Here is a 21,007-nt window from a genome sequence, read left to right on the forward strand (position 1 = left end):
AACCGAACCGGCACGCGCGGCCGGCCGCCATCACCCTCAGACCTCGGGACGCAGCATCGGGGGGTTGAGCAGGGTCGCCCCGCCGGCGCGGAAGAGCTGGGCGGGCCGGCCGCCCTGCCGGGTGGTCGTACCCCCGGTGGGGACGAGGAACCCGGGTGTGCCGGTGACCTTGCGGTGGAAGTTGCGCGGATCGAGGGCCACGCCCCAGACCGCCTCGTAGACCCGGCGCAGCTCGCCGACCGTGAATTCGGGCGGGCAGAACGCGGTGGCCAGCGACGAGTACTCGATCTTGGACCGGGCCCGCTCGACCCCGTCGGCGAGGATCTGGGCGTGGTCGAAGGCGAGCGGCGCGACGGGCTCGCCGTCACGGCCGTAACCGCCCTGCTGGAGCAGTTCCTCGACCGGTGCCCAGCGTGCGTTGCTGGCGTCGCCTCCCGCGCGCGGTGCGGGCAGGTCGGGCGCGAGCGCGAGGTGCGCGACGCTGACCACACGCATCCGCGGGTCCCGCTTCGGGTCGCCGTAGGTGGCAAGCTGCTCCAGGTGGGCCCCGTTGTCCTGGGCCGGGGCGGCGGGACCGTGTGCGCACAGCCCGGTCTCTTCCGCCAGTTCCCGTGCCGCCGCCTGGGAGAGGTCCTCGTCCGCCCGTACGAAGCCGCCGGGCAGGGCCCACCGCCCCTGGAACGGGGCCTCGCCCCTGCGCACCGCCAGCGCGCACAGGGCATGGCGGCGTACGGTCAGCACGACCAGGTCCACGGTCACGGCGAAGGGCGGAAAGGCTGACGGGTCGTAGGGCATGCCGTGATCATAGTCGTCTTCCTGACGATAAACACACCCTTCGGTGGTGGTTCCGCCGGGTTCCGGTATGAGGTGCAGGGTGGTCTCCTGTTCCCGCGTCGGCTCTCGTCGTACGAGGTGAGGGTCCGGTCGGTGGGTGATCACGCTCCTAGTTGGAGTCCGTCCGCCGCCTCCTCGACCATGGCGAGTCCCAGCCGGCTGATCCGTACGGCGAACGGCGCGCCCGCGACCCGGAGGCCCGCCAGACTGAGTTCGCCGAGCGGAGCGCTGCGCATCGGGCGCAGGGTGACCGTCCGGGCCGGGGTGTCGGGGCGGATACCGGCGTAGGCGGTGAGCATGAGGACCGCGGCGGCCGCTGCTGTGGCCGCCGGCCGGCAGGCGGCCGGGTGCGCGACGGGTGCGCTCCCGGCGGTGCGCTGTTCACCGGCGAACATCTCGGGCAGCCGGTGACCGAAGTGTTCTGCCGCTTCCAACAGTCCCTTGAGAAGGCCGCCGGCCTCCTTCTCGTAGCCGGCGGCGGCCAGTCCGGCGACCGCGACGGCGGTCTCCTGCACCCGTACGGCCCCGGTCCGGTGGCCGAAGGGGTTGTGACCCGGTTCCTTGGCGCCGAGCCCCCGCACTCCCCAGCCCGCGTCCAGAGCGGGGCTGCCGAGCAGCCGGGCGAGGTGTTCGGTCTGTGCCTTGTCGAGCAGGCCGGGGGCGAGCCGGCCCGAACCGAGCAGGCCAGTGTCGAGGAGGTGTACGGCGGCGGAGCCCAGGTGGGGAGCGGGGCGGCCGTCCGGGGCCAGGGCGGCTGCCGGGCGTCCGCCGCCGTGGTCGTCGACCCAGAACCCGGCCCGGAACGCTGCGCGCAGGGCCTCGGCCCACTGCCGTAACTCCGTGGCGCCGGGTCTGTCGTACGCGTCGAGGAGATCGGCGCCGAGTACGGCCGCGCGATGGGCGTGTGCCTGGGTCTCGCAGCGGATCGGGCCAGCGGGCTGCGGGTCCGGCAGGTAGGGGCCGTCGCCCACGGCGGTGCGCAGCCAGGTCAGACAGCGTTCGGCCGCGGGCAGCAGTTCTCTCGTCTCCTGTTCGGGAAGCCCCCAGCGGCGGGCCTCGGCGAGCAGGGCGGGGAAGAGGAGTGTGGCCTCCGTGCCTGTGCAGCCCGGCGGCAGGAACGGTCCCGCGTCCCGCCGGGGCCCGGGGATCAGCCCGGCCTGTGGGCCCGGCCCGGTGAGCTGGGTGCGGGCCAGGGCGCGCAGAGTGCCGGCGGCGAGCCGGGTGCCGAGGGGCAGGGCCATGCGTGCCGCGGCGAGGGCCTCGGCGGGTGCCATGCCGCAGCGCCAGGGGGCGCCCGCGGCGAGATGGGTGTCGGCGGGGTGTGCGGGGTCCCGCAGGAGCAGGGCTCTGAGGTCGGCGATCGCCGTGTGCAGCAACGAGCCCGCCCGGGGGTCGTCGCCGGTCGCGCGGGCCTCGGCGAGCGGGCTGGTCGCGGCCTGCCCCGCGGCTCGCAGCGGGCCCGCGCCGTCGGGTCGCACCCGGAGTTCCACGGTGGCCGTGGCACCCGGGGGCAGGTCCAGTTCCCAGCGCAGCAGGCCGGCCGATGCCAGGGCGTCGGCGGGCGGCGGGGCGCTGGTGACACAGGCGGTGACACCCCCTGAGGCCCAGCGCAGGCCCGAGTCGTGGACGCTGGCGGGGAGTTCGGGGCCTGCCCTGCCGGAGGCGATGGCCGCGAGGTCGGCGAGGTCCGTACCGAGGGCGACCTCGACGGGCAGCCGCAGCGGGCGCAGGGCGGCGTTGCGCAGCGTGATCCGTTCGGTGCCGTCCGCGTGGCGTGTTCGCTCCACCACGACGTCCGGGTCGGGACCGGCTGCCGGAGAGACCCGGAGCGTTCCCAGGAAGCGGGCGCTGTCGGCACCGGCCATCCTGGCCTGCACCGCGAGCGGCTCGCGGCCGGCTACGCGGACCTGGCACCGGGAGAGCAGCCGCCTTCCGCCTCGGTAGAACCCGTCCAGCCCCCGGCCGTCCAACTGGCCCGACTCACCGGAGACGGCGAGGCCGGGCAGGGCGACGCAGATCAGCGCGGTGTGTGTGGGCGGCAGCGCGGGCACAGCTCGGGTGCCCGGTGCGGGGTGGGCCGACGGGGCTTGGGCGGGCCGGCGGAGTCCGCTGGGGGGTGTGGGCCCGGGCCTGGTGTGCGTTGCCCGGCTGTCGGAGCGGGGGCCCGGCCACGGTTGCGGGGGCGGCCGGAGCGGGGTGCCGCTGCTCTGCGGAGCGGTGGTCTCCGGCGCGGTGCCGGCACCGTCCGCGGGGAATGGCGCCCGCCGGCCCGGAGGCGGGCGTCCGTCGTCGGCGGAGGGCCGCGTCGGCTGCTGGTGCATGAGGTGGCTTCTTCTGCGCTCGGTCCGCTGCGGACGTGCCGGGCCGCCGGTGGGACGCCCCGGGGGACAAGGGTCGTACGGCGGCAGAGGCCGTCCAGGCGTTCCGCCACTCAGGTGAACGGCAGGGGACTCGTCCGGGTCACGGCTCGGGCGAAGGAAGCCGACCGAATGGCGGGGTGCGGGGAGCACACAGGCATCGCGGCGCGAGGGGAGCACGGAGGCGCTGAGCCGGTGCGCGCGGGCGACCGGCGGGGCGCCCGAGAGCCGGGGACTGCGCGCGACCAGCAGAGCGCCCAGGAGGCGGCGGGGGGCGACCAGCAGAGCGCCCGAGAAGCGGCAGCTGCGGGAGATCTGCGAGGTGCTCCCCCGACGGCACCGGAGGACCGTCGGCAGGGTCTTCGGCACGTGGGGGCTGTGCCCGGCCGGCAGGATCCTCGGGACGCGCAGGCTTCGGACGGCCGACAGGAGACCGGGGGCACGGGCTCCGCCGACGGCCGACAGGAGACCGGGGGCACGGGCTCCGGCGACGGCCGGCCCGTGCGGGCAGGCCTTCCTCAGCATGGTCCGGAGTCCGTCCTTGCCCCACCGGACCCTCATCCGTCTCCCTCCGGCGTGCGGCGGCCGTCGCCGTCCGCCGAGGGGGCGATCTCGGTCGTGCCCTCGCCCCTGCCCACGGCACGCGTGTGTGTACCGCCGAGACGCCGGGTGCCGGGGCGCGAGGGTGCGGTCGGAGACGGCCGGGGGTGGGCGCCGGCCGGGCGCCGGCCGTCGGCCTCCCGGGCCCGGTGGACGCCGTCACCGCCGCCGGCGGCTCGAGCGCGGCGCCGTCGGACGGTGCCCGCTGCGCCGGCCTGCCCCGTCCGGTCGGCCCCGCCTCGTCCGCCCTGGGCGGCGGCCGGAGCGATCGGTCCCGTCACATCTGCCGGCCCCTTGTCCAGGTCCGGGTCGGCACCCGTGTCGGCCGCCCGGATGTCCGCCCTGGACGTGGTGTCCTCGGGCGCCGGCGGCTCGAGGCGGGCCCGGTCCATGGCCGGCTCGGGCTCCGCGTCGTCGGCCGGTGTGCGCCCCTGGCGTTCGGCGCGCAGGCAGCGGCGGACGGATTCGGGGTCGAGACCTTCGTTGCAGGCCTGGTGCAGCAGGCGGGCGAAGAGATAGTCGGGGTCCGCGCCCAGGGCCATGGCCAGGGCTTCGCGTGCCTCCAGTTCGTCACCCGTCGACCAGGCGACCCAGCCGGCGAGGGTCAGCGGCGCGGCGGCGTGCTCGCCGTACGGGCCGACACAGCGGCGGGCGAGGGCGCGCCAGAGCCGCAGCGCCGGGACCGCCTCCTCGCCCTCCATCCACGCGGCCGCCTTGTCGCGGGTGGTGCGGTCCTGGAGGCCGAGGATCAGCGCCGCCGCCTCGTCGTCCGAGAGCAGGTCGTCGTCGCGCAGGTCCGCCGGGTGGATACCGGACACGGGTGTGGCCGAGGCGTAGCGGTGGATGATCCGTTCGGCCAGGGCGAGGGTCTGCGCGGCGACGTCCGGGCGGGTCGCTTCGTCGAGGATGCGGGGGACCAGGGTCAGGCCGGCCGCGTCCAGGGCGATCTCCTGCTCCAGGGCGGCGCTGGTCTGCCAGGGTTGCAGCCGGGCATGCAACTCCTTGAGGGTGCCGCGCACTTGGATACCGGCGTAGGTGGCGGCGGCCGCGAGGACGGAGGTGCCGGGGAGGCCCATCGGCGAGCCGTCCTCGGGGCAGCAGCCCGGGATCGGGCAGCAGTACGACCAGAAGCGGCCGTCGGAGATGCAGAGCGCCTCGGCGACGGGCACGTCGAGGTCTCCGCACGCGGTGCGCATGAGCTCGGCCAGCTTCCCGAGTCGTCGCTTGACGTCCCGGCCCGACTCGCCGGGGCCCGGTTCCTGGCAGACGTAGGCCACCATCTGCTCGGGCCTGGCGCCTCGCCGCTCGCTGCCGGTGACCAGGCCGTGGGCGAGCTGCCGGGCCGCCGCCGGCCAGTCGGCCTCGTCGGCGGGGATGCCGAGCCTGGCCCGTCCGCCCAGCGTGCCGCGGCCGCCGCGGTCGTGCAGGGCGACCAGCACCATGCTGTCCTCCGGGCGGTAGCCGAGGAGATAGGGGAGGGCGTCGGCCAGTTCGCCCGGGGTGCGCAGGGTGACCTGTGTCTCGTGCGTGGAGGGTCCGGCCAGCGGCTCGGGGCCCGGGATGTCGCTGTTTTCGAGGGGTCCGGTGGTTTCGCCGTGATTCGTCATGCGCCGACGATCTCGCGGATCTTGAGATTCCGCTTGAGCCTGTGGATAAGTCGAATCAGGGACACGACAAGCGCCGGGCGGTTGTCCACAGCCGTGACCGGCCTGGTGGCTGATTGTCGGTGGCATCGGGTTGCATGGAGCCATGGACGACCTGGAACTGCGCGCCGAAGCCGATGCCATCCTCGCCGAACTCGTCGGGGACCCCGGAGGCTCGGCGCGGCTGCGGGAAGATCAGTGGCAGGCGGTGGCGGCCCTGGTGAAGGAGCACCGGCGCGCCCTGGTGGTGCAGCGCACCGGCTGGGGCAAGTCCGCGGTGTACTTCGTCGCCACCGCTCTGCTGCGCCGGCGCGGCAGCGGCCCGACCGTGATCGTCTCGCCCCTGCTGGCCCTGATGCGCAACCAGGTCGACTCGGCGGCCCGCGCCGGGATCCGGGCACGCACCATCAACTCGGCCAACCCGGAGGAGTGGGACTCCATCCATGCGGAGGTCGAGCGCGGTGACGTGGACGTTCTGCTGGTGAGCCCGGAGCGCCTGAACAACCCCGAGTTCCGCGACCAGGTCCTGCCGAAGCTGTCCGCGGCGACCGGGCTGCTGGTGGTGGACGAGGCCCACTGCATCTCCGACTGGGGCCACGACTTCCGGCCCGACTACCGGCGGCTGCGGACGATGCTGAGTGAACTCCCGCCGGGCGTCCCCGTGCTGGCCACGACGGCCACGGCCAACGCCCGCGTCACCGCGGACGTCGCCGACCAGCTCGGCACGGGCGGCACGTCGGGCGCCCTGGTGCTGCGCGGACCGCTGGACCGGGAGAGTCTGAGTCTCGGTGTGCTGCGGCTGCCGGACGCGGCGCACCGGATGGCGTGGCTGGCCGATCACCTGGACGAGCTGCCGGGCTCCGGCATCATCTACACCCTGACCGTCGCGGCCGCCGAGGAGGTCACGGCCTTCCTGCGGCAGCGCGGGCAGACGGTCGCCTCGTACACCGGCAGGACGGAGAACGCCGAACGGCAGCAGGCCGAGGAGGACCTGCTCGCCAACCGGGTCAAGGCGCTCGTCGCCACCTCCGCGCTCGGCATGGGCTTCGACAAGCCCGACCTCGGTTTTGTGGTGCACCTGGGCTCGCCCGCCTCCCCCATCGCCTACTACCAGCAGATCGGCCGGGCCGGCCGCGGTGTCGAGCACGCCGAGGTGCTGTTGCTGCCGGGCAAGGAGGACGAGGCGATCTGGGAGTACTTCGCGTCGCTCGCCTTTCCCTCCGAGGACCTGGTCCGGCGCACCCTGGACGTCCTCGCCCGGGCGGACGGGACCCTGTCGCTGCCTGCTCTGGAACCCCTGGTGGAGCTGCGTCGTTCCCGTCTGGAGACGATGCTGAAGGTGCTCGACGTGGACGGAGCGGTGCGCCGCGTCAAGGGCGGCTGGACCGCGACCGGACAGCCCTGGTCGTACGATGCGGAGCGTTACGCCTGGGTGGCCCGGCAGCGCGCGGCCGAGCAGCAGGCGATGCGCGAGTACGCCAGCACGACCGGGTGCCGGATGGAGTTCCTTCAGCGTCAGCTGGACGACGAGGGCGCCAAGCCCTGCGGTCGCTGTGACAACTGCGCCGGGCCGCGCTTCACCGTCGACACGTCCGCCGTGGCCCTGGACGCCGCGCGCAGCGACCTGGGCCGCGCCGGGGTGGAGGTGGAGCCCCGCCGGATGTGGCCGACTGGGCTGCTGGCCATCGGCATCGACCTCAAGGGCCGTATCCCGGCCGGTGAACAGGCCGCGCCGGGCCGGGCTCTCGGCCGTCTCTCGGACATCGGCTGGGGCAATCGGCTGCGTCCTCTGTTCGCGCCGCAGGCGGCGGACGCTCCTGTGCCGGACGACGTGGCACGAGCCGTGGTCGGCGTCCTCGCGGACTGGGCCAAGGGCCCCGGCGGCTGGGCGTCCGGGGCCCCGGACGCCCAGGAACGGCCGGTGGGTGTGGTCACCGTCGACTCGCGCAGCCGTCCCCTGCTGATCCGTTCCCTCGGGGCGCGGATCGCCGAGATCGGGCGGCTGCCGCTGCTCGGCTCCGTGGAGTACGCCGAGGACACGCCGCGGGTGCCGCGCAGCAACAGCGCACAGCGGTTGAAGGCCCTCGACGGGGCGTTGACGGTGCCGCCCGACCTGGCGTCGGCCCTGGCCTCGGCGCAGGGTCCGGTACTGCTGGTCGACGACTTCACCGAGACAGGCTGGACCCTCACGGTCGCGGCCCGCCGGCTGCGCAGATCCGGTGCGCGCGCGGTGTTGCCGCTGGTCCTCGCAGTCCAGGGCTGACCCCGCCGACAGTCCGCTGCGGCCTGAGGTGCTGTGCCGAGGCGCCTCAGGCGTCGTCAGCCGGCTCTGTGGGTAGGGATATAAACCCCGCACCATCAGATAACAGACGGTGGCCCCAATTGCTCGTTGCCGCATCCACGTTCGACAGGAAGAATTGAGATCCGCTCCCTGCACGGTTCGTCCGTGGTCCGGTTGGGCTTCGCTGCGGCGCGGGCTCCCCCGAATCCGACCTCGCCCCCAGTGTGGGCGCGTAGCCGAAGGGAGGAACGTGACCTTCGGATTCGCCTCGTCCTCGGCGGCCTCGTTGTCGACGCCAGCGTCCGCCGCCTCCGCCAGTCGCCTGCTCGAGCCGGCCGAGTGGGCCGCCGCCGGAATCCCCCTGCTGCGCAACCCCCGTGAGGTCGTCAGCGGGTTGCACGCCCGCCATCACCCGCAGCCGTCCACGGCGATCGTGGCCGTGCTGGATCCGGATGAACGGCTGTGTGCCAGCGCTTCGTTCACCCGCCGTACCGCGCCGGCCGACGGCTGGATGTTCCGCAACGCGCTGCTCGCCCAGCTGCGCCGGATCATCCCGCACGACCTGCGCCGCCGGGCGCCGGTGCGCACCGCCGTCCTGCTCTACTGCCGTGAGGGCGAAGGACATTGGACGGAGGAGGACGGTGCCTGGATGTGGGGGCTGCGCGACGCCTGCACGCTGCACGGGCTGCGCTGCGGTGCCTACATCACGCTGACCCAGGACGGGTGGCAGGTGCTCGGTGAGGGGCGCGGTGGCCGCCGCCCCCACGCCCACTCCGCGCCGGAGCCCTTCGCCACGTCGGAGGCTCCGCCGTCCGCACCGCGCACCGGCGGCCCGATGTCCGAGGTGCTGCGCCGCGCGGCGGCCCGCTGAGGGACACCGCACCGGGCTCCGGGCGGCCGTACGGGACCAGGAGGGCGTACGGAAAGGCAGGGTGGCCGGGTCGTGAGCCCGCCGCCGTGCACAGCCACCCGGTACGGGCGTCCGGCCCGGCCGGCATCGGCATCCGCACACCGTGCCCCGCAGCTTCGCCGCTCGCAGCCGGGCGGGGTGAACCGACCGACGCACAGGGACCGGACGTGCCGCCCCGGGCCGCGCGGACCGGCACGGCACGTGTCAGTGCCGTACCCGGGCTCCGCACGACCACCCGGTCGTATCGCCGGGATCCGCCGGCGGACCGCCCGGAGTGGAGCAGCCGCCCGGCGTCCGGGCACGCGGAAAGCCGCACCGTGCGCATATCGCCGGAGCAGCCCCTGCGTCATCCCGGCACCCTGGGGTGCCGGGAGCGGCTCAGACGCCGGCGCCCAGCACCGAGTTGATCTGCTGCGGGTCACCGCAGACGATCAGCAGCGCACCGGCCCGGGCGTGGGCGAGCGGAAGCGTGGTGGCAGCTGCGGAGGTGGGGCCTCCGTTGACCGCCACGACGACCACGGGGCGCGAGGCGGCACGGGCGGCGAGGGCGCCGTCCGCGTAGAAGACGTCGTCACCGGCGTCGTGCTGCGCCCAGTAGGACGCCTCGCCGAAGGACAGCTCGTGCTCGGCCCACGGGTGCTGGGCACCAGTGGTGAGCACGAGGACGTCGCCGGGCGCGCGACCCGAGTCCAGCAGCAGGTCCACCGCCTCGTCGGCGGCGTCGAGCGCACCCTCGGCCGAGGCCGGGATCAGCTGGATCTGCGGGGCCGCAGCGGCGGCGGGAGCGGCCGGACCGGACGGGCCCGGATTGGCCGGAGCCACGTCACGCGGAGTGCGCTGCACCGGCGGCGTCGGCCGCAGGGGGCCGGGACGACCGGGGCGGGCCGGAGCCGCGGGGCGGGGGCCGGGTACGGGGCGGGGGGTCGGCGCGGTGCGGCCACTGGCCGGCGTGGCGCGGGGACCCTGGGCACTCTCGTGAATCTGAGGCTCCTCGGGAATGAGAGGCATGAGCTGATATTTATCAAACGTTGGTGCGGCGCGGATGGCCGGGTGGCACATCAGTGCGAGCGGAACCGGTCAGAAATCGAAGCCGAGCTGACCTTCGATTTCCGGAACGCTTCCGTCCGCCCAGTTGCGGGCCTTCTTGAGGTGCCGCCACTGAGGCAACGCATCAAGATACGCCCACGACAAGCGGTGGTGCGGGGTGGGCCCCCGCTCCTCCAGTGCGGCCTTGTGCACGGGCGACGGATACCCGGCGTTGTCCGCAAATCCGAAGTCTGCATGGTCGATACCCAGTTCGGCCATCATTTTGTCGCGCTGAACCTTGGCGATCACCGACGCCGCTGCGACGGCCACGCAGGACCGATCGCCCTTGATCACCGTACGCACCCGCCAGGGGGCACCGAGATAGTCGTGCTTCCCGTCGAGGATGACGGCCTCGGGGCGGACCGGCAGGGCGTCCAGAGCGCGGACCGCGGCGAGCCGCAGGGCGGCCGTCATCCCCAGGTCGTCGATCTCCTCGGGGGAAGCATGCCCCAGCGCATAGGCCGTGACCCAGGTCCGGAGGATCTCGGCGAGTTCCGTGCGCCGCTTGAGCGTCAGCAGCTTGGAGTCGGTCAGGCCCTCGGGCGGCCGGCGAAGTCCGGTGATCGCCGCGCAGACGGTGACAGGCCCGGCCCAGGCGCCGCGCCCCACCTCGTCGACACCGGCAATGACCTTGGCTCCGGTCGTGGCGCGAAGAGAGCGCTCGACGGTGTGAGTAGGAGGTTCGTACGGCATGGCGCCCTTAGCGTACGCCGCCGGGATCGGCCCGCGACACCCCGGTCTCCCCACCGGTTCCGAGAGGGCCGAAGCGGACTCCGGGAACGCTCGGGCCGGCGGCGGCAGGGGCGCCGACCCGCTGGTCACACCCCTGCGGTCACGGGTCAGCGCATTCACTGATGCACACATTTACCCGGCGTGCCGTCACGGTCGTAGCGGCGACAGGAAACCCACCTGTCGCGCGCCCCGAAGGCGCCAAATGCCCTTACTTCCCAGGGCTTTGGCCAGGACACCTTGAACAAAGCCTTCCACCCGCCGAGCGGAGCCTTGGCAGCGTCCACTCCAACTGATCGCATTCGTGAACCAGTGCGTCGGGAGTTCAGCCGCCGGATCCCGTCGGCACCCAGTCCGGGAGGGCCTCGGTCCGCTGCGTCCATTCGGCGGGCGGCGCTCCGGCCTTGGTCGCACCGAGGATGCCGCCCATGATCGCGCAGGTGGTGTCCACATCCCCGCCCACCTGGGCGGTCGTCCAGAACGCCGTCTCGAAGTCGCCGAGGTGCCGGGCCGCGGACCAGAGGGCGAAGGGAACGGTGTCGTGCGCGCTCGTACGCCGTCCACAGCCGAGCACGGCCGCGACGGTGGCCGCGTCGCCGTAGTCCAGCATGTCCCGGGCGCGGCGCAGCCCCTGGCCGACCGCGCTCTTGGGCACCAGGGCGACGACTCCGTCCAGGAGCGCCTCCGGGATGGGCGGGCCGTCCGGCGAACCGGCCAGCGCGGCGGCCGCGGCCACCGCCATGGCCCCGACCACGGCCTCACGGTGCTGGTGCGTGGGATACGCGGAGATCTCCGCCTGGTGGACGGCCTGCTCGGGGTCGTCCGCGTACCAGGCGCCCAGGGGGGCGATCCGCATGGCCGCCCCGTTGCCCCAGGAGCCGTGGCCATGGAAGAGCCCGGCGGCCAGCTCCCGCCAGTCCTCGCCCTCGCGGACCAGCCGGAGCAGCCGGTTGACCGCAGGGCCGTAGCCCCGGTCGAAGTCATGGTGCTCGGCGAACGAGCGGGCCAGCGCGTCCTGGTCGATGCGGTGGTGAGCGGCGAGGACGGCGACCACCGAGCAGGCCATCTCGGTGTCGTCCGTCCACTGCCAGGGCCCCGCGGGCAGCTCGCGCCGCTTCAGCAGGGAGTGGTTCGCCGGAACGAAGAACTGGGAGCCCAGGGCGTCCCCCACGGCCAGGCCGCGCAGGCTCGCCAGGGCGCGCTCCAGGCGCCCGAGGGAAGAGAGGTCAGCGGTCATCGCTCTGCCACTTTATCCGCCAATCCAGTAGGGCACCGGCTCGCGCCAGCGTTGAAACGGCCGATCAAGGGTGTACTTGCCGTCGTCTCCCAGAACGAGCATGCGCATCTCGGCGTTCCCCGGGTTCGACAGCGACTCGAATTCGGAGACGGTCCAGTGGAACCAGCGCATGCAGAACAGCCGCATCGCGAGCCCGTGCGTCACCAGGAGCACGTTCGGCGGATGATCGGGGGCCTCGAAGCTGCGGAACAGGCTCTCCAGGAAGCCGCCGACCCGGTCGTACACGTCGGCGCCGGACTCCCCCTGCGGGAAGCGGAAGAAGAAGTGGCCGTACGCGTCGCGGTAGGCCTTCTGCAAGCGCACGTCGTCGCGGTCCTGCCAGTTGCCCCAGTCCTGCTCGCGCAGTCTGGGCTCCTCGCGGACGCGTATCAGCTGCGGGTCGAGGTGGAAGGCGCGGAGCGTCTCGTGGGTACGGCGGTACGGGGAGACGTACACGCTCACGCGTTCCCGGCCGAAGAGTTCGCGGAGCGTCTTGCCGGTCTCCTCGGCCTGCCTCCAGCCGCGCTCGGTCAGGGCGAGCGCGTGGTCGGGCTCCCGCTCGTACACGGAGTCGTCGATGTTGCCCGTCGACTCGCCGTGCCGGACAAGGACGATGCGCCGTGGTCGTGCCATGCCAAAACCCTAGATCGAACGGCGCATGGTCGAGCACTCGTACGGGGTCCATACGGCGTAGGTCACACAGAAGCAGGGTTGGATTTTCCAACCCGCGGGGCTGCCCTCAGACCGTCCAGGTCGGCTCCAGGTCCACGATGTCACCCGAGAGTGCGGCGATGTCCGCCTCGGTCTGGGCCCGCAGGGCGAGGCGCTCCACGCGTTCGGTGCGGTACTTGCCGTGCTCGGCGGCCGACCGCCACATCGACAGGATCAGGAACTCATGCTCGGGCGCCTCGGCGAACATGCCGCGGATCATGCCGGGGGAACCGGCCATCGCCGGGTTCCAGACCTTCTCCTGCATGAGGGTGAAGTGCTCGACGCGCTCCTCGTGCACCCGGCACAGGGCCACCCGGATCAGGTCGGTGTCGGTGAAGCGCGGCTCGAAGCCCGTCTTCACGTCGAAGCGGTACTCGAAGAGTTTGGTCTGGGCGTCCTTGAACGTGCCGGTCTGGGCGGCCGCGAGCCGGTCGTGCGAGCGGGCCATGAAGGAGTCGTAGAAGGCACGGCTCTCCCAGAAGGCGAAGATGTGCGCGACCCCCGGCCGCTGCCGGCTCCACCCTCCGCCCTGTCCCCTGAAACCCGGCTCCCCCGGAAGCCCCGCCCATTTCCGCTGCCCCCGCTCGAAGCCGCGGCGGTCCACCACGGTGCAGCGAATCCACTTGACCAGCACCGCGCCATCGTAAGGCCACCGGGCGTGGCGTCGGTCACGCTCCGGCGGAGATCGCCCGCGCGTGCGCCCCCGCGCACGTGGCACGATGGACAAGCAGCCCTGGCTTCACGGGAGTTGGGGGACGAGGGAGCCCACAGGGGGAAGGGGAGGCCTGGTGACCGGCTTCAGCAAGGGAATCCGCAAGGTCGAGGTCGGGGTGAAGTGGGATCCCAGTCCCGCGGGTCAGCCGCCCACCGATCTGGACATCATCGCCGCGACGTTCGTCTCGGGCGACGCCTACGGGCCACCGGCCTATCTGGTGCACTTCGACAGCCGCTCACCGGACGGCACCATATTCCTGGACCGGGACAGCACGGACGGCAGGGGCTTCGGCTGGGACGAGGTCATGACCCTCGAACTCGACCGCCTGGACGGCCGGTACGCGCGCGCGGTGGTCGGTGTCGTCATCCAGCAGCGCTACGGACGCCGGACGTTCGCCGAGGTCCTGAACCCCGCCCTGCGTGTCCGGGAGGGCTACACGGTACTGGCGGCGGACGACTTCGGGTCGGTTGCCGACGCCACGGCGGCCACGATCGCCGAGTTCGTACGGGACGAGTCCGGTGACTGGGCCTTCCGTCCCGGGGTGCACGGCTTCGACGAGGACCCGGCTGCCTTCACCCGGGTGATGGGCCGGGCGCACCAGCCCTGACGCCGAGGCCGTGCACGGGTAAGGGGCGCCGGCCATGGCCGGCGCCCCTTACTTCAGGAACGGCGTGTCATCAGCTGCAACCGCTGGTCGAGCCGCAGCCCTCGCAGATGTAGCAGGAACCGGCCCGCTGCATCTTCGTACCGCAGGAGAAGCAGAGCGGGGCGTCGGCCTGGATGCCCAGCTGCATCTCCACCAGTTCGGCGCTGGTGTGTGCCTGCTTCGGGGCGGGCTGGGCCGCCTCGGTCTCGGCCTTCGGCGTGGCGACCGCCTTCAGCTCCTGGGTGCGCGGCGCCGACTGGGCCAGGCCCTCGACGTCGACCTCGTCGTCGGCCGGCTCGTAGGAACCGGTCTCCAGGTGACGCTGACGCTCCTCGGCGGAGTGGATGCCGAGCGCGGAGCGGGTCTCGAAGGGCAGGAAGTCCAACGCCAGGCGGCGGAAGATGTAGTCGACGATCGACTGCGCCATCCGCACGTCCGGGTCGTCCGTCATACCGGCCGGCTCGAAGCGCATGTTGGTGAACTTCGAGACGTACGTCTCCAGCGGCACGCCGTACTGGAGGCCGACGGAGACGGCGATGGAGAAGGCGTCCATCATGCCCGCGAGGGTGGAACCCTGCTTGGACATCTTCAGGAAGACCTCGCCGAGACCGTCGTCCGGGTACGAATTGGCGGTCATGTAGCCCTCGGCACCGCCGACCGTGAAGGACGTGGTGATCCCCGGGCGGCCCTTCGGGAGGCGCTTGCGCACCGGGCGGTACTCGACGACCTTCTCGACCTTGGGCTCGACGGCCGCGGGCTGCTCGGCCTTCTTCTCCTCGGTCTCCTTCTTCTTGGCCGAGAGCGGCTGGCCGACCTTGCAGTTGTCGCGGTAGATCGCGAGCGCCTTGACGCCGAGCTTCCAGGCCTCGAAGTAGATCTCCTCGACCTCCTCGACGGTCGCCGTCTCCGGCATGTTGACCGTCTTGGAGATGGCGCCGGAGATCCACGGCTGGATCGCGGCCATCATGCGGACGTGGCCCATCGGGGAGATGGCGCGCTCGCCCATGGCGCAGTCGAACACCTCGTAGTGCTCGTGCTTGAGGCCGGGGGCGTCGATCACATTGCCGTTCTCGGCGATGTGGGCGACGATCGCCTCGATCTGCTCCTCCTGGTAGCCCAGGCGGCGCAGGGCCTGCGGCACGGTGCCGTTGACGATCTGCATCGAGCCGCCGCCGACCAGCTTCTTGAACTTCACCAGAGCCAGGTCGGGCTCGACACCGGTGGTGTCGCAGGACATCGCGAGACCGATGGTGCCGGTCGGGGCGAGGACGGACGCCTGCGAGTTACGGAAACCGTTCTTCTCACCGAGACGGACGACGTCCTGCCAGGCCTCCGTGGCGGCGGCCCACACCGGGGTGTCCAGGTCGTCCATGCGGACGGCCTTGCCGTTGGCGTCGGCGTGCTGCTGCATGACGCGCTTGTGGGCGTCGGCGTTGCGGGCGTAGCCGTCGTACGGGCCGACGACCGCGGCCAGCTCCGCGGAACGGCGGTAGGCCGTACCCGTCATCAGGGAGGTGATGGCGCCGGCCAGGGCGCGGCCGCCGTCGGAGTCGTACGCGTGGCCGGTGGCCATCAGCAGGGCGCCGAGGTTGGCGTAGCCGATGCCGAGCTGACGGAACGCGCGGGTGTTCTCGCCGATCTTCTGGGTCGGGAAGTCCGCGAAGCAGATCGAGATGTCCATCGCGGTGATGACCAGCTCGACGACCTTCTGGAAGCGCTCGGTCTCGAAGGACTGGTGGCCCTTGCCGTCGTCCTTCAGGAACTTCATCAGGTTCAGCGAGGCCAGGTTGCAGGACGTGTTGTCCAGGTGCATGTACTCGCTGCACGGGTTCGACGCGGTGATCCGGCCGGACTCGGGGCAGGTGTGCCAGTTGTTGATGGTGTCGTCGTACTGGATGCCGGGGTCGGCGCAGGCCCAGGCGGCCTCGGCGATCTTGCGGAAGAGCGCCTTGGCGTCGACCTCCTCGATGACCTCGCCGGTCATGCGGGCGCGCAGGCCGAAGCCGGTGCCGTTCTCGACCGCCTTCATGAACTCGTCGTTCACGCGGACCGAGTTGTTGGCGTTCTGGTACTGGACGGACGTGATGTCGTCGCCGCCCAGGTCCATGTCGAAGCCCGCGTCGCGCAGGACGCGGATCTTCTCCTCCTCCTTGACCTTGGTCTCGATGAAGTCCTCGATGTCGGGGTGGTCGACGTCGAGCACGACCATCTTGGCGGCGCGGCGGGTGGCGCCACCGGACTTGATGGTGCCGGCGGAGGCGTCGGCGCCGCGCATGAAGGAGACGGGACCGGAGGCGTTGCCGCCGGAAGAGAGCAGCTCCTTGGAGGAGCGGATGCGGGAGAGGTTCAGGCCGGCACCGGAGCCGCCCTTGAAGATCATGCCCTCTTCCTTGTACCAGTCGAGGATCGACTCCATGGAGTCGTCGACGGACAGGATGAAGCAGGCGGAGACCTGCTGGGGCTGCGGGGTGCCGACGTTGAACCAGACCGGGCTGTTGAAGCTGAAGATCTGGTGCAGGAGGGCGTACGCCAGCTCGTGCTCGAAGATCTCGGCGTCGGCGGGCGAGGCGAAGTACTTGTAGTCCTCACCGGCCTTGCGGTACGTCTTCACGATGCGGTCGATCAGCTGCTTGAGGCTGACCTCGCGCTGCGGAGTGCCGACGGCACCGCGGAAGTACTTGCTGGTGACGATGTTGACCGCGTTCACCGACCAGAAGTCGGGGAACTCGACGCCACGCTGCTCGAAGTTGACCGAGCCGTCGCGCCAGTTGGTCATGACGACGTCACGGCGCTCCCACGAGACCTCGTCGTACGGGTGTACGCCGGGGGTGGTGTGGATGCGCTCGATGTGCAGTCCCTTGCTACCCGCCTTGGTGCCCTTGGCTCGGGAACCTCGCGCCGGACCGCTCGCCGTCTCTGTCATGCCGCCTCCCTGTACGGGCAAAAACGCCCTGAAGTGCCCCGTTTGTTCCCGTGGCACGGTGTTCTGTCTGTGTTGCGGGCACCCTCAGCTGCCACCCGCAACAGGTCTTCGGTCGCCGCCTCGCGGCCGGAACCCGGGTCTCCCCCCGGTTTCCGGCCCGCCGGTCAGTCGGCGGCGTGGGCGGGCAGGGGAACCGAAGTGGTTCCCGCGGACCCGCGATCGTCTTCCTGGCTCCCCGGGTCCGCGTCTTCCTCGTCCGCGGCGGGTCCTCGCGTCGCCTCCCTCAGCTCCGCGATGGCGGCCTCGAAGTCATCGAGCGAGTCGAACGCCCGGTAGACCGAGGCGAACCGCAGATAGGCGACGAGGTCCAGCTCCTGCAACGGGCCGAGTATGGCCAGCCCCACATCGTGGGTGGTCAGCTCGGCGCTCCCGGTGGCCCGCACCGCCTCCTCGACCCGCTGGCCGAGCTGGGCGAGCGCGTCCTCGGTGACAGGCCGTCCCTGGCATGCCTTGCGCACACCATTGATGATCTTGGTACGACTGAAAGGCTCGGTGACTCCGGACCGCTTGACCACCATGAGCGAGCACGTCTCCACGGTCGTGAAACGACGGGAGCAGTCGGGGCACTGGCGGCGCCTGCGGATCGACGTGCCGTCGTCGGTCGTACGACTGTCGACCACGCGGCTGTCGGGGTGCCTGCAGAAGGGGCAGTGCATGTTCTCCAACCCTCCTCACAGCAGACTCAAGAACCTCACCGGACCCAAAGGCCCCGCGAAGCAGCCCTAAGCATAGGCGATCGCGGGCCCGGCTCAGACCGGGGGGACCACAATTTGTGGGCCGCGGTAGCCATCCAACCACTAGATGTGGGGATCGACTCATTCAGCGAGGCCGGCGCGCGTGTCGCGGTGAAGCGGCCGGTCCCAGGGTGCCGGCGGCGGCGCACCGGACACGCGGACACAGAGCCGTGCCGCTGTGGCGCTTGCGGAGATAGCGTGGGCGCCGCACGGAGGAGCCGTAGGACTCCGGCACAGAAGAGGGCCCGGATCCGGGCGGACCGGAGTCCGGATGGCAGACTGGGGAAACGGCCCACGAGGTCACCCATCCCGGCGGTGAAGAGTACAACGATGCACGCTTTTGTCCGCCAGGCACCGCGTTAGCCATTACACCCAGACACATGATCACGTCAGGTGAAACGCACTTTTTCACTCGAACGTGTGTTTGGCGCAACCTTTCGAAAGCATCTACCGTTGTGCAGCAGGGAGACCATCGAGAGGGGCCGACGTGACCACGACCGCAGACAGTGCCACCATCACCGCCCAGGACCGCTCCCAGGGCCGAGTCGAGCCGGTACACGCGATGAACGAAGCCATGAATCCCGAGGCGCACAAGCGCTCTCTGCCGGGGCGACCTCCAGGCATCCGAGCGGACAGCTCGGGGCTCACCGACCGGCAGCGCCGGGTGATCGAGGTCATCAGGGACTCCGTGCAGCGTCGGGGCTACCCGCCGTCGATGCGCGAGATCGGCCAGGCCGTCGGCCTCTCCAGCACCTCCTCGGTCGCGCACCAGCTGATGGCCCTCGAGCGAAAGGGCTTCCTGCGCCGCGACCCGCACCGCCCGCGCGCGTACGAGGTGCGCGGTTCGGACCAGGCCGTCACCGTGCAGCCCACGGACACCGCCGGCAAGCCCGCCGCGTCGTACGTCCCGCTGGTCGGCCGTATCGCGGCCGGTGGCCCGATTCTCGCGGAGGAGTCCGTCGAGGACGTCTTCCCTCTCCCCCGCCAGCTCGTCGGTGACGGCGAACTGTTCGTCCTCAAGGTCGTCGGCGACTCCATGATCGAAGCCGCCATCTGCGACGGCGACTGGGTCACGGTCCGCCGTCAGCCGGTCGCCGAGAACGGCGACATCGTGGCCGCCATGCTCGACGGCGAGGCCACCGTGAAGCGCTTCAAGCGCGAGGACGGCCATGTCTGGCTCCTCCCGCACAACTCGGCCTACGAGCCGATCCCCGGTGACGACGCGACCATCCTCGGCAAGGTCGTCGCCGTGCTGCGCCGCGTGTGACAGCCGCGGCGGGCGGGCCGGCCGGCTCGCTCCCTGACCGGGCCCCGGAACCCCTGCGCCGGTTCCGGGGTCCTGCGTTTCACCCCACCCGACGGGCCGGTCACGCACCTGTCCGGGGGTGGTCCGACCGTCACCGGTCGGACCACCCCCGGACTCACTTCTGCTCCGCCTTCGCCACCGCGTCGATGGCGGCCAGCGACTTGCGGACCTGGTTACGGTCCGTGGTGTACCAGAAGTCGGGCAGCGACGCCTTGAGATAACCGCCGTACCGCGCGGTCGCCAGCCGCTGATCCAGTACGGCGACCACGCCCCGGTCGCCCGACGCGCGTACGAGACGGCCGGCGCCCTGGGCCATCAGCAGGGCCGCATGGGTCGCGGCCACCGCCATGAAGCCGTTGCCGCCCGCGTCCTCGACCGCCTTCTGCCGGGCGCTCATCAGTGGATCGTCGGGCCGCGGGAACGGAATCTTGTCCATGACCACCAGCTGACAGCTGGGACCCGGCACGTCCACGCCCTGCCAGAGGGACAGCGTGCCGAAGAGACAGGTCTTCGGATCGGCGGAGAAGTTCTTGATCAGTTCGCCGAGCGTCTCCTCGCCCTGGAGCAGGATCGGGAACTCCGGGATCCGCGAGCGCAGCTCCTCGGCGGCGAGCTGGGCGGCCCGCATCGACGAGAAGAGTCCGAGAGTGCGTCCGCCGGCCGCCTGGATCAGCTCGGTCAGCTCGTCCAGCATGTCCGTGCGCTCGCCGTCACGGGCGGGGCGCGCCAGGTGCTTGGCGACGTACAGGATGCCCTGCTTGCGGTAGTCGAAGGGCGAGCCGACGTCGATGCCCTTCCACTTGGGTAGATCATCGCCCTCCGCCCCCTCGGGGCCGAGGCCGAGCGAGGCCCCGACGCCGTTGAAGTCGCCGCCCAGCTTGAGCGTCGCCGAGGCGAGGATCACGGCACGGTCCGCGAACAGCTTCTCCCTGAGCAGGCCCGAGACCGACATGGGGGCGACGCGCAGGGAGGCGCCGAAGCGGTCGTGCCGCTCGTACCAGACGACGTCCCACTCCGAGCCGTTCAGCACGCGCTCGGCCACGTCGTGCACCGTCTCCACGGAGGCCAGCGCCTGCTTGCGGACGGCGTCCTCGTCCTGGACGGACTTGTCGCGCGTGGCGCCGATCGCGGAGATCACCGTACGGGCGGCGTCCCGCAGCGCCATCAGGGCGTAGCCGAGATCCTCCGGGATCTCCTCCAGGCGGCCGGGCAAGGCCAGCTCCATGAGCCGCTCGAAGCCCTCGGCGGCGGTCTGGAGCTGGTCGGCGGCCTTCTCGTTGACGAGCTTGGCCGCGCGGCGCACGGCCCGGTTGACCTGGCCGGGGGTCAGCTCACCGGTGGCCACGCCGGTCACCCGTGAGACGAGTTCGTGCGCCTCGTCCACGATCAGCACCTCGTGCTGGGGCAGCACCGGCGCGCCCTCGATGGCGTCGATGGCCAGCAGTGCGTGGTTCGTCACCACGACCTCGGCGAGCTTGGCGCGCTCCCGGGCCATCTCCGCGAAGCACTCGGCGCCGTACGCGCACTTCGTCGCGCCCAGGCACTCCCGCGACGACACCGACACCTGCGCCCAGGCGCGGTCCGAGACACCGGGGGTGAGATTGTCCCGGTCGCCGCTCTCCGTCTCGTCCGCCCAGTCCCGCAGCCGCAGCAGGTCCTGGCCCAGCTTGCTGGTGGGGGCGGCGGCCTCGAACTGGTCGAAGAGGCCGTCCTCCTCGTCCTGCGGCACGCCCTCGTGGAGCCGGTGCAGGCAGAGGTAGTTGGAGCGGCCCTTGAGCATCGCGAACTCGGGACGGCGGCGCAGCAGCGGATGCAGGGCGTCGACGGTGCGTGGCAGGTCGCGCTCCACGAGCTGACGCTGCAAGGCGAGGGTGGCCGTCGCGACCACCACCCGTTCTCCGTGCGCGAGCGCGGGCACGAGATAGCCCAGCGACTTTCCGGTGCCGGTGCCGGCCTGCACCAGCAGATGGGATCCGTCATCGATCGCCTCGGCGACCGATTCGGCCATGGTCACCTGGCCGGGGCGCTCCGTGCCGCCGACGGCTGTGACAGCGGCATGCAGGAGTTCGGAGAGTGAGGGCTTCGTCATAGCCCGACCACCCTACGGCCCGGCACTGACAAACGGGGGATCACCGAGGGGACGGGGGACGCGATCACTGACCGGCTCCTGGGGGGACGGTGGGGAGGAGGGGCGGA

The 21,007-nt window shown here is 71.9% G+C and carries 15 protein-coding genes; 4 read left to right on the top strand and 11 right to left on the bottom strand.

The genetic code is table 11. The annotated features are described in order from the left end of the window. Positions 1–36: 36 nt before the first annotated feature. The 3 genes from ACWCV9_RS24745 to ACWCV9_RS24755 all read right to left on the bottom strand — a co-directional run bounded on the left by ACWCV9_RS24745 (position 37) and on the right by ACWCV9_RS24755 (position 5,398). Positions 37–795 (bottom strand): NUDIX hydrolase, encoded by a 759-nt coding sequence (locus tag ACWCV9_RS24745; protein ID WP_385840423.1) that lies wholly within the window; start codon positions 793–795, stop codon positions 37–39. A 140-nt stretch (positions 796–935) separates the two neighbouring features. Then, the gene (locus tag ACWCV9_RS24750; protein ID WP_450789613.1) at positions 936–2,885 is read right to left on the bottom strand and encodes a glycogen debranching N-terminal domain-containing protein; all 1,950 of its coding nucleotides are present in this window, start codon (positions 2,883–2,885) and stop codon (positions 936–938) included. Positions 2,886–3,748: 863 nt separating this feature from the next. After that, positions 3,749–5,398 carry a DUF4192 domain-containing protein gene (locus ACWCV9_RS24755; RefSeq protein WP_450789615.1) on the bottom strand — a complete coding sequence of 550 codons (1,650 nt, stop codon included), beginning with the start codon at positions 5,396–5,398 and terminating at the stop codon, positions 3,749–3,751. Between the two features lie 142 nt (positions 5,399–5,540). On the opposite strand from ACWCV9_RS24755, the gene ACWCV9_RS24760 reads away from it, so the two are divergent. Both ACWCV9_RS24760 and ACWCV9_RS24765 read left to right on the top strand, forming a co-directional pair. After that, entirely contained in the window at positions 5,541–7,697 is a 2,157-nt protein-coding gene (locus tag ACWCV9_RS24760; RefSeq protein ID WP_450789617.1) for a RecQ family ATP-dependent DNA helicase, read from the top strand. Positions 7,698–7,965: 268 nt separating this feature from the next. Beyond that, complete coding sequence (locus tag ACWCV9_RS24765; RefSeq protein ID WP_450789619.1) at positions 7,966–8,586, top strand: hypothetical protein; 621 nt, start codon at positions 7,966–7,968, stop codon at positions 8,584–8,586. 417 nt (positions 8,587–9,003) lie between these two features. Here ACWCV9_RS24765 and ACWCV9_RS24770 read toward each other — a convergent pair whose 3' ends face one another. From ACWCV9_RS24770 to ACWCV9_RS24790, 5 genes are all read right to left on the bottom strand, one after another. Next, positions 9,004–9,633, bottom strand: coding sequence for a hypothetical protein (locus ACWCV9_RS24770; RefSeq protein WP_450789621.1), 630 nt, complete (start codon positions 9,631–9,633; stop codon positions 9,004–9,006). Between the two features lie 69 nt (positions 9,634–9,702). Next, a complete protein-coding gene (locus tag ACWCV9_RS24775; protein WP_450789623.1) occupies positions 9,703–10,404 on the bottom strand; it encodes a ribonuclease HII in 702 nt (233 codons plus the stop codon). A 361-nt stretch (positions 10,405–10,765) separates the two neighbouring features. Continuing rightward, the gene (locus ACWCV9_RS24780; RefSeq protein WP_450789625.1) at positions 10,766–11,677 is read right to left on the bottom strand and encodes an ADP-ribosylglycohydrolase family protein; all 912 of its coding nucleotides are present in this window, start codon (positions 11,675–11,677) and stop codon (positions 10,766–10,768) included. A 12-nt stretch (positions 11,678–11,689) separates the two neighbouring features. After that, the gene (locus ACWCV9_RS24785) at positions 11,690–12,349 is read right to left on the bottom strand and encodes a histidine phosphatase family protein (protein WP_450789626.1); all 660 of its coding nucleotides are present in this window, start codon (positions 12,347–12,349) and stop codon (positions 11,690–11,692) included. A 106-nt stretch (positions 12,350–12,455) separates the two neighbouring features. Then, entirely contained in the window at positions 12,456–13,061 is a 606-nt protein-coding gene (locus ACWCV9_RS24790; protein WP_450789628.1) for a YdbC family protein, read from the bottom strand. A 154-nt stretch (positions 13,062–13,215) separates the two neighbouring features. Between ACWCV9_RS24790 and ACWCV9_RS24795 the strand changes: the two genes are divergently transcribed. Next, positions 13,216–13,749, top strand: coding sequence for a TerD family protein (locus ACWCV9_RS24795; RefSeq protein WP_385840410.1), 534 nt, complete (start codon positions 13,216–13,218; stop codon positions 13,747–13,749). A gap of 70 nt (positions 13,750–13,819) precedes the next feature. Here ACWCV9_RS24795 and ACWCV9_RS24800 read toward each other — a convergent pair whose 3' ends face one another. Together ACWCV9_RS24800 and nrdR are read right to left on the bottom strand one after the other, a co-directional pair. Next, entirely contained in the window at positions 13,820–16,711 is a 2,892-nt protein-coding gene (locus ACWCV9_RS24800) for a vitamin B12-dependent ribonucleotide reductase (RefSeq protein WP_450789631.1), read from the bottom strand. 164 nt (positions 16,712–16,875) lie between these two features. Beyond that, positions 16,876–17,427, bottom strand: coding sequence for a transcriptional regulator NrdR (gene nrdR / locus ACWCV9_RS24805; RefSeq protein ID WP_450789633.1), 552 nt, complete (start codon positions 17,425–17,427; stop codon positions 16,876–16,878). A 565-nt stretch (positions 17,428–17,992) separates the two neighbouring features. Between nrdR and lexA the strand changes: the two genes are divergently transcribed. Then, positions 17,993–18,772: a transcriptional repressor LexA gene (lexA, locus tag ACWCV9_RS24810; RefSeq protein WP_450789635.1), complete on the top strand. Its 780-nt coding sequence runs from the start codon at positions 17,993–17,995 to the stop codon at positions 18,770–18,772. A 154-nt stretch (positions 18,773–18,926) separates the two neighbouring features. Here the strand turns inward: lexA and ACWCV9_RS24815 are convergent, their stop codons facing one another. Continuing rightward, complete coding sequence (locus ACWCV9_RS24815) at positions 18,927–20,900, bottom strand: ATP-dependent DNA helicase (protein ID WP_450789637.1); 1,974 nt, start codon at positions 20,898–20,900, stop codon at positions 18,927–18,929. Between the last annotated feature and the right edge of the window lie 107 nt (positions 20,901–21,007).

The sequence above is a fragment of the Streptomyces sp. NPDC001606 genome (genome assembly GCF_053596835.1).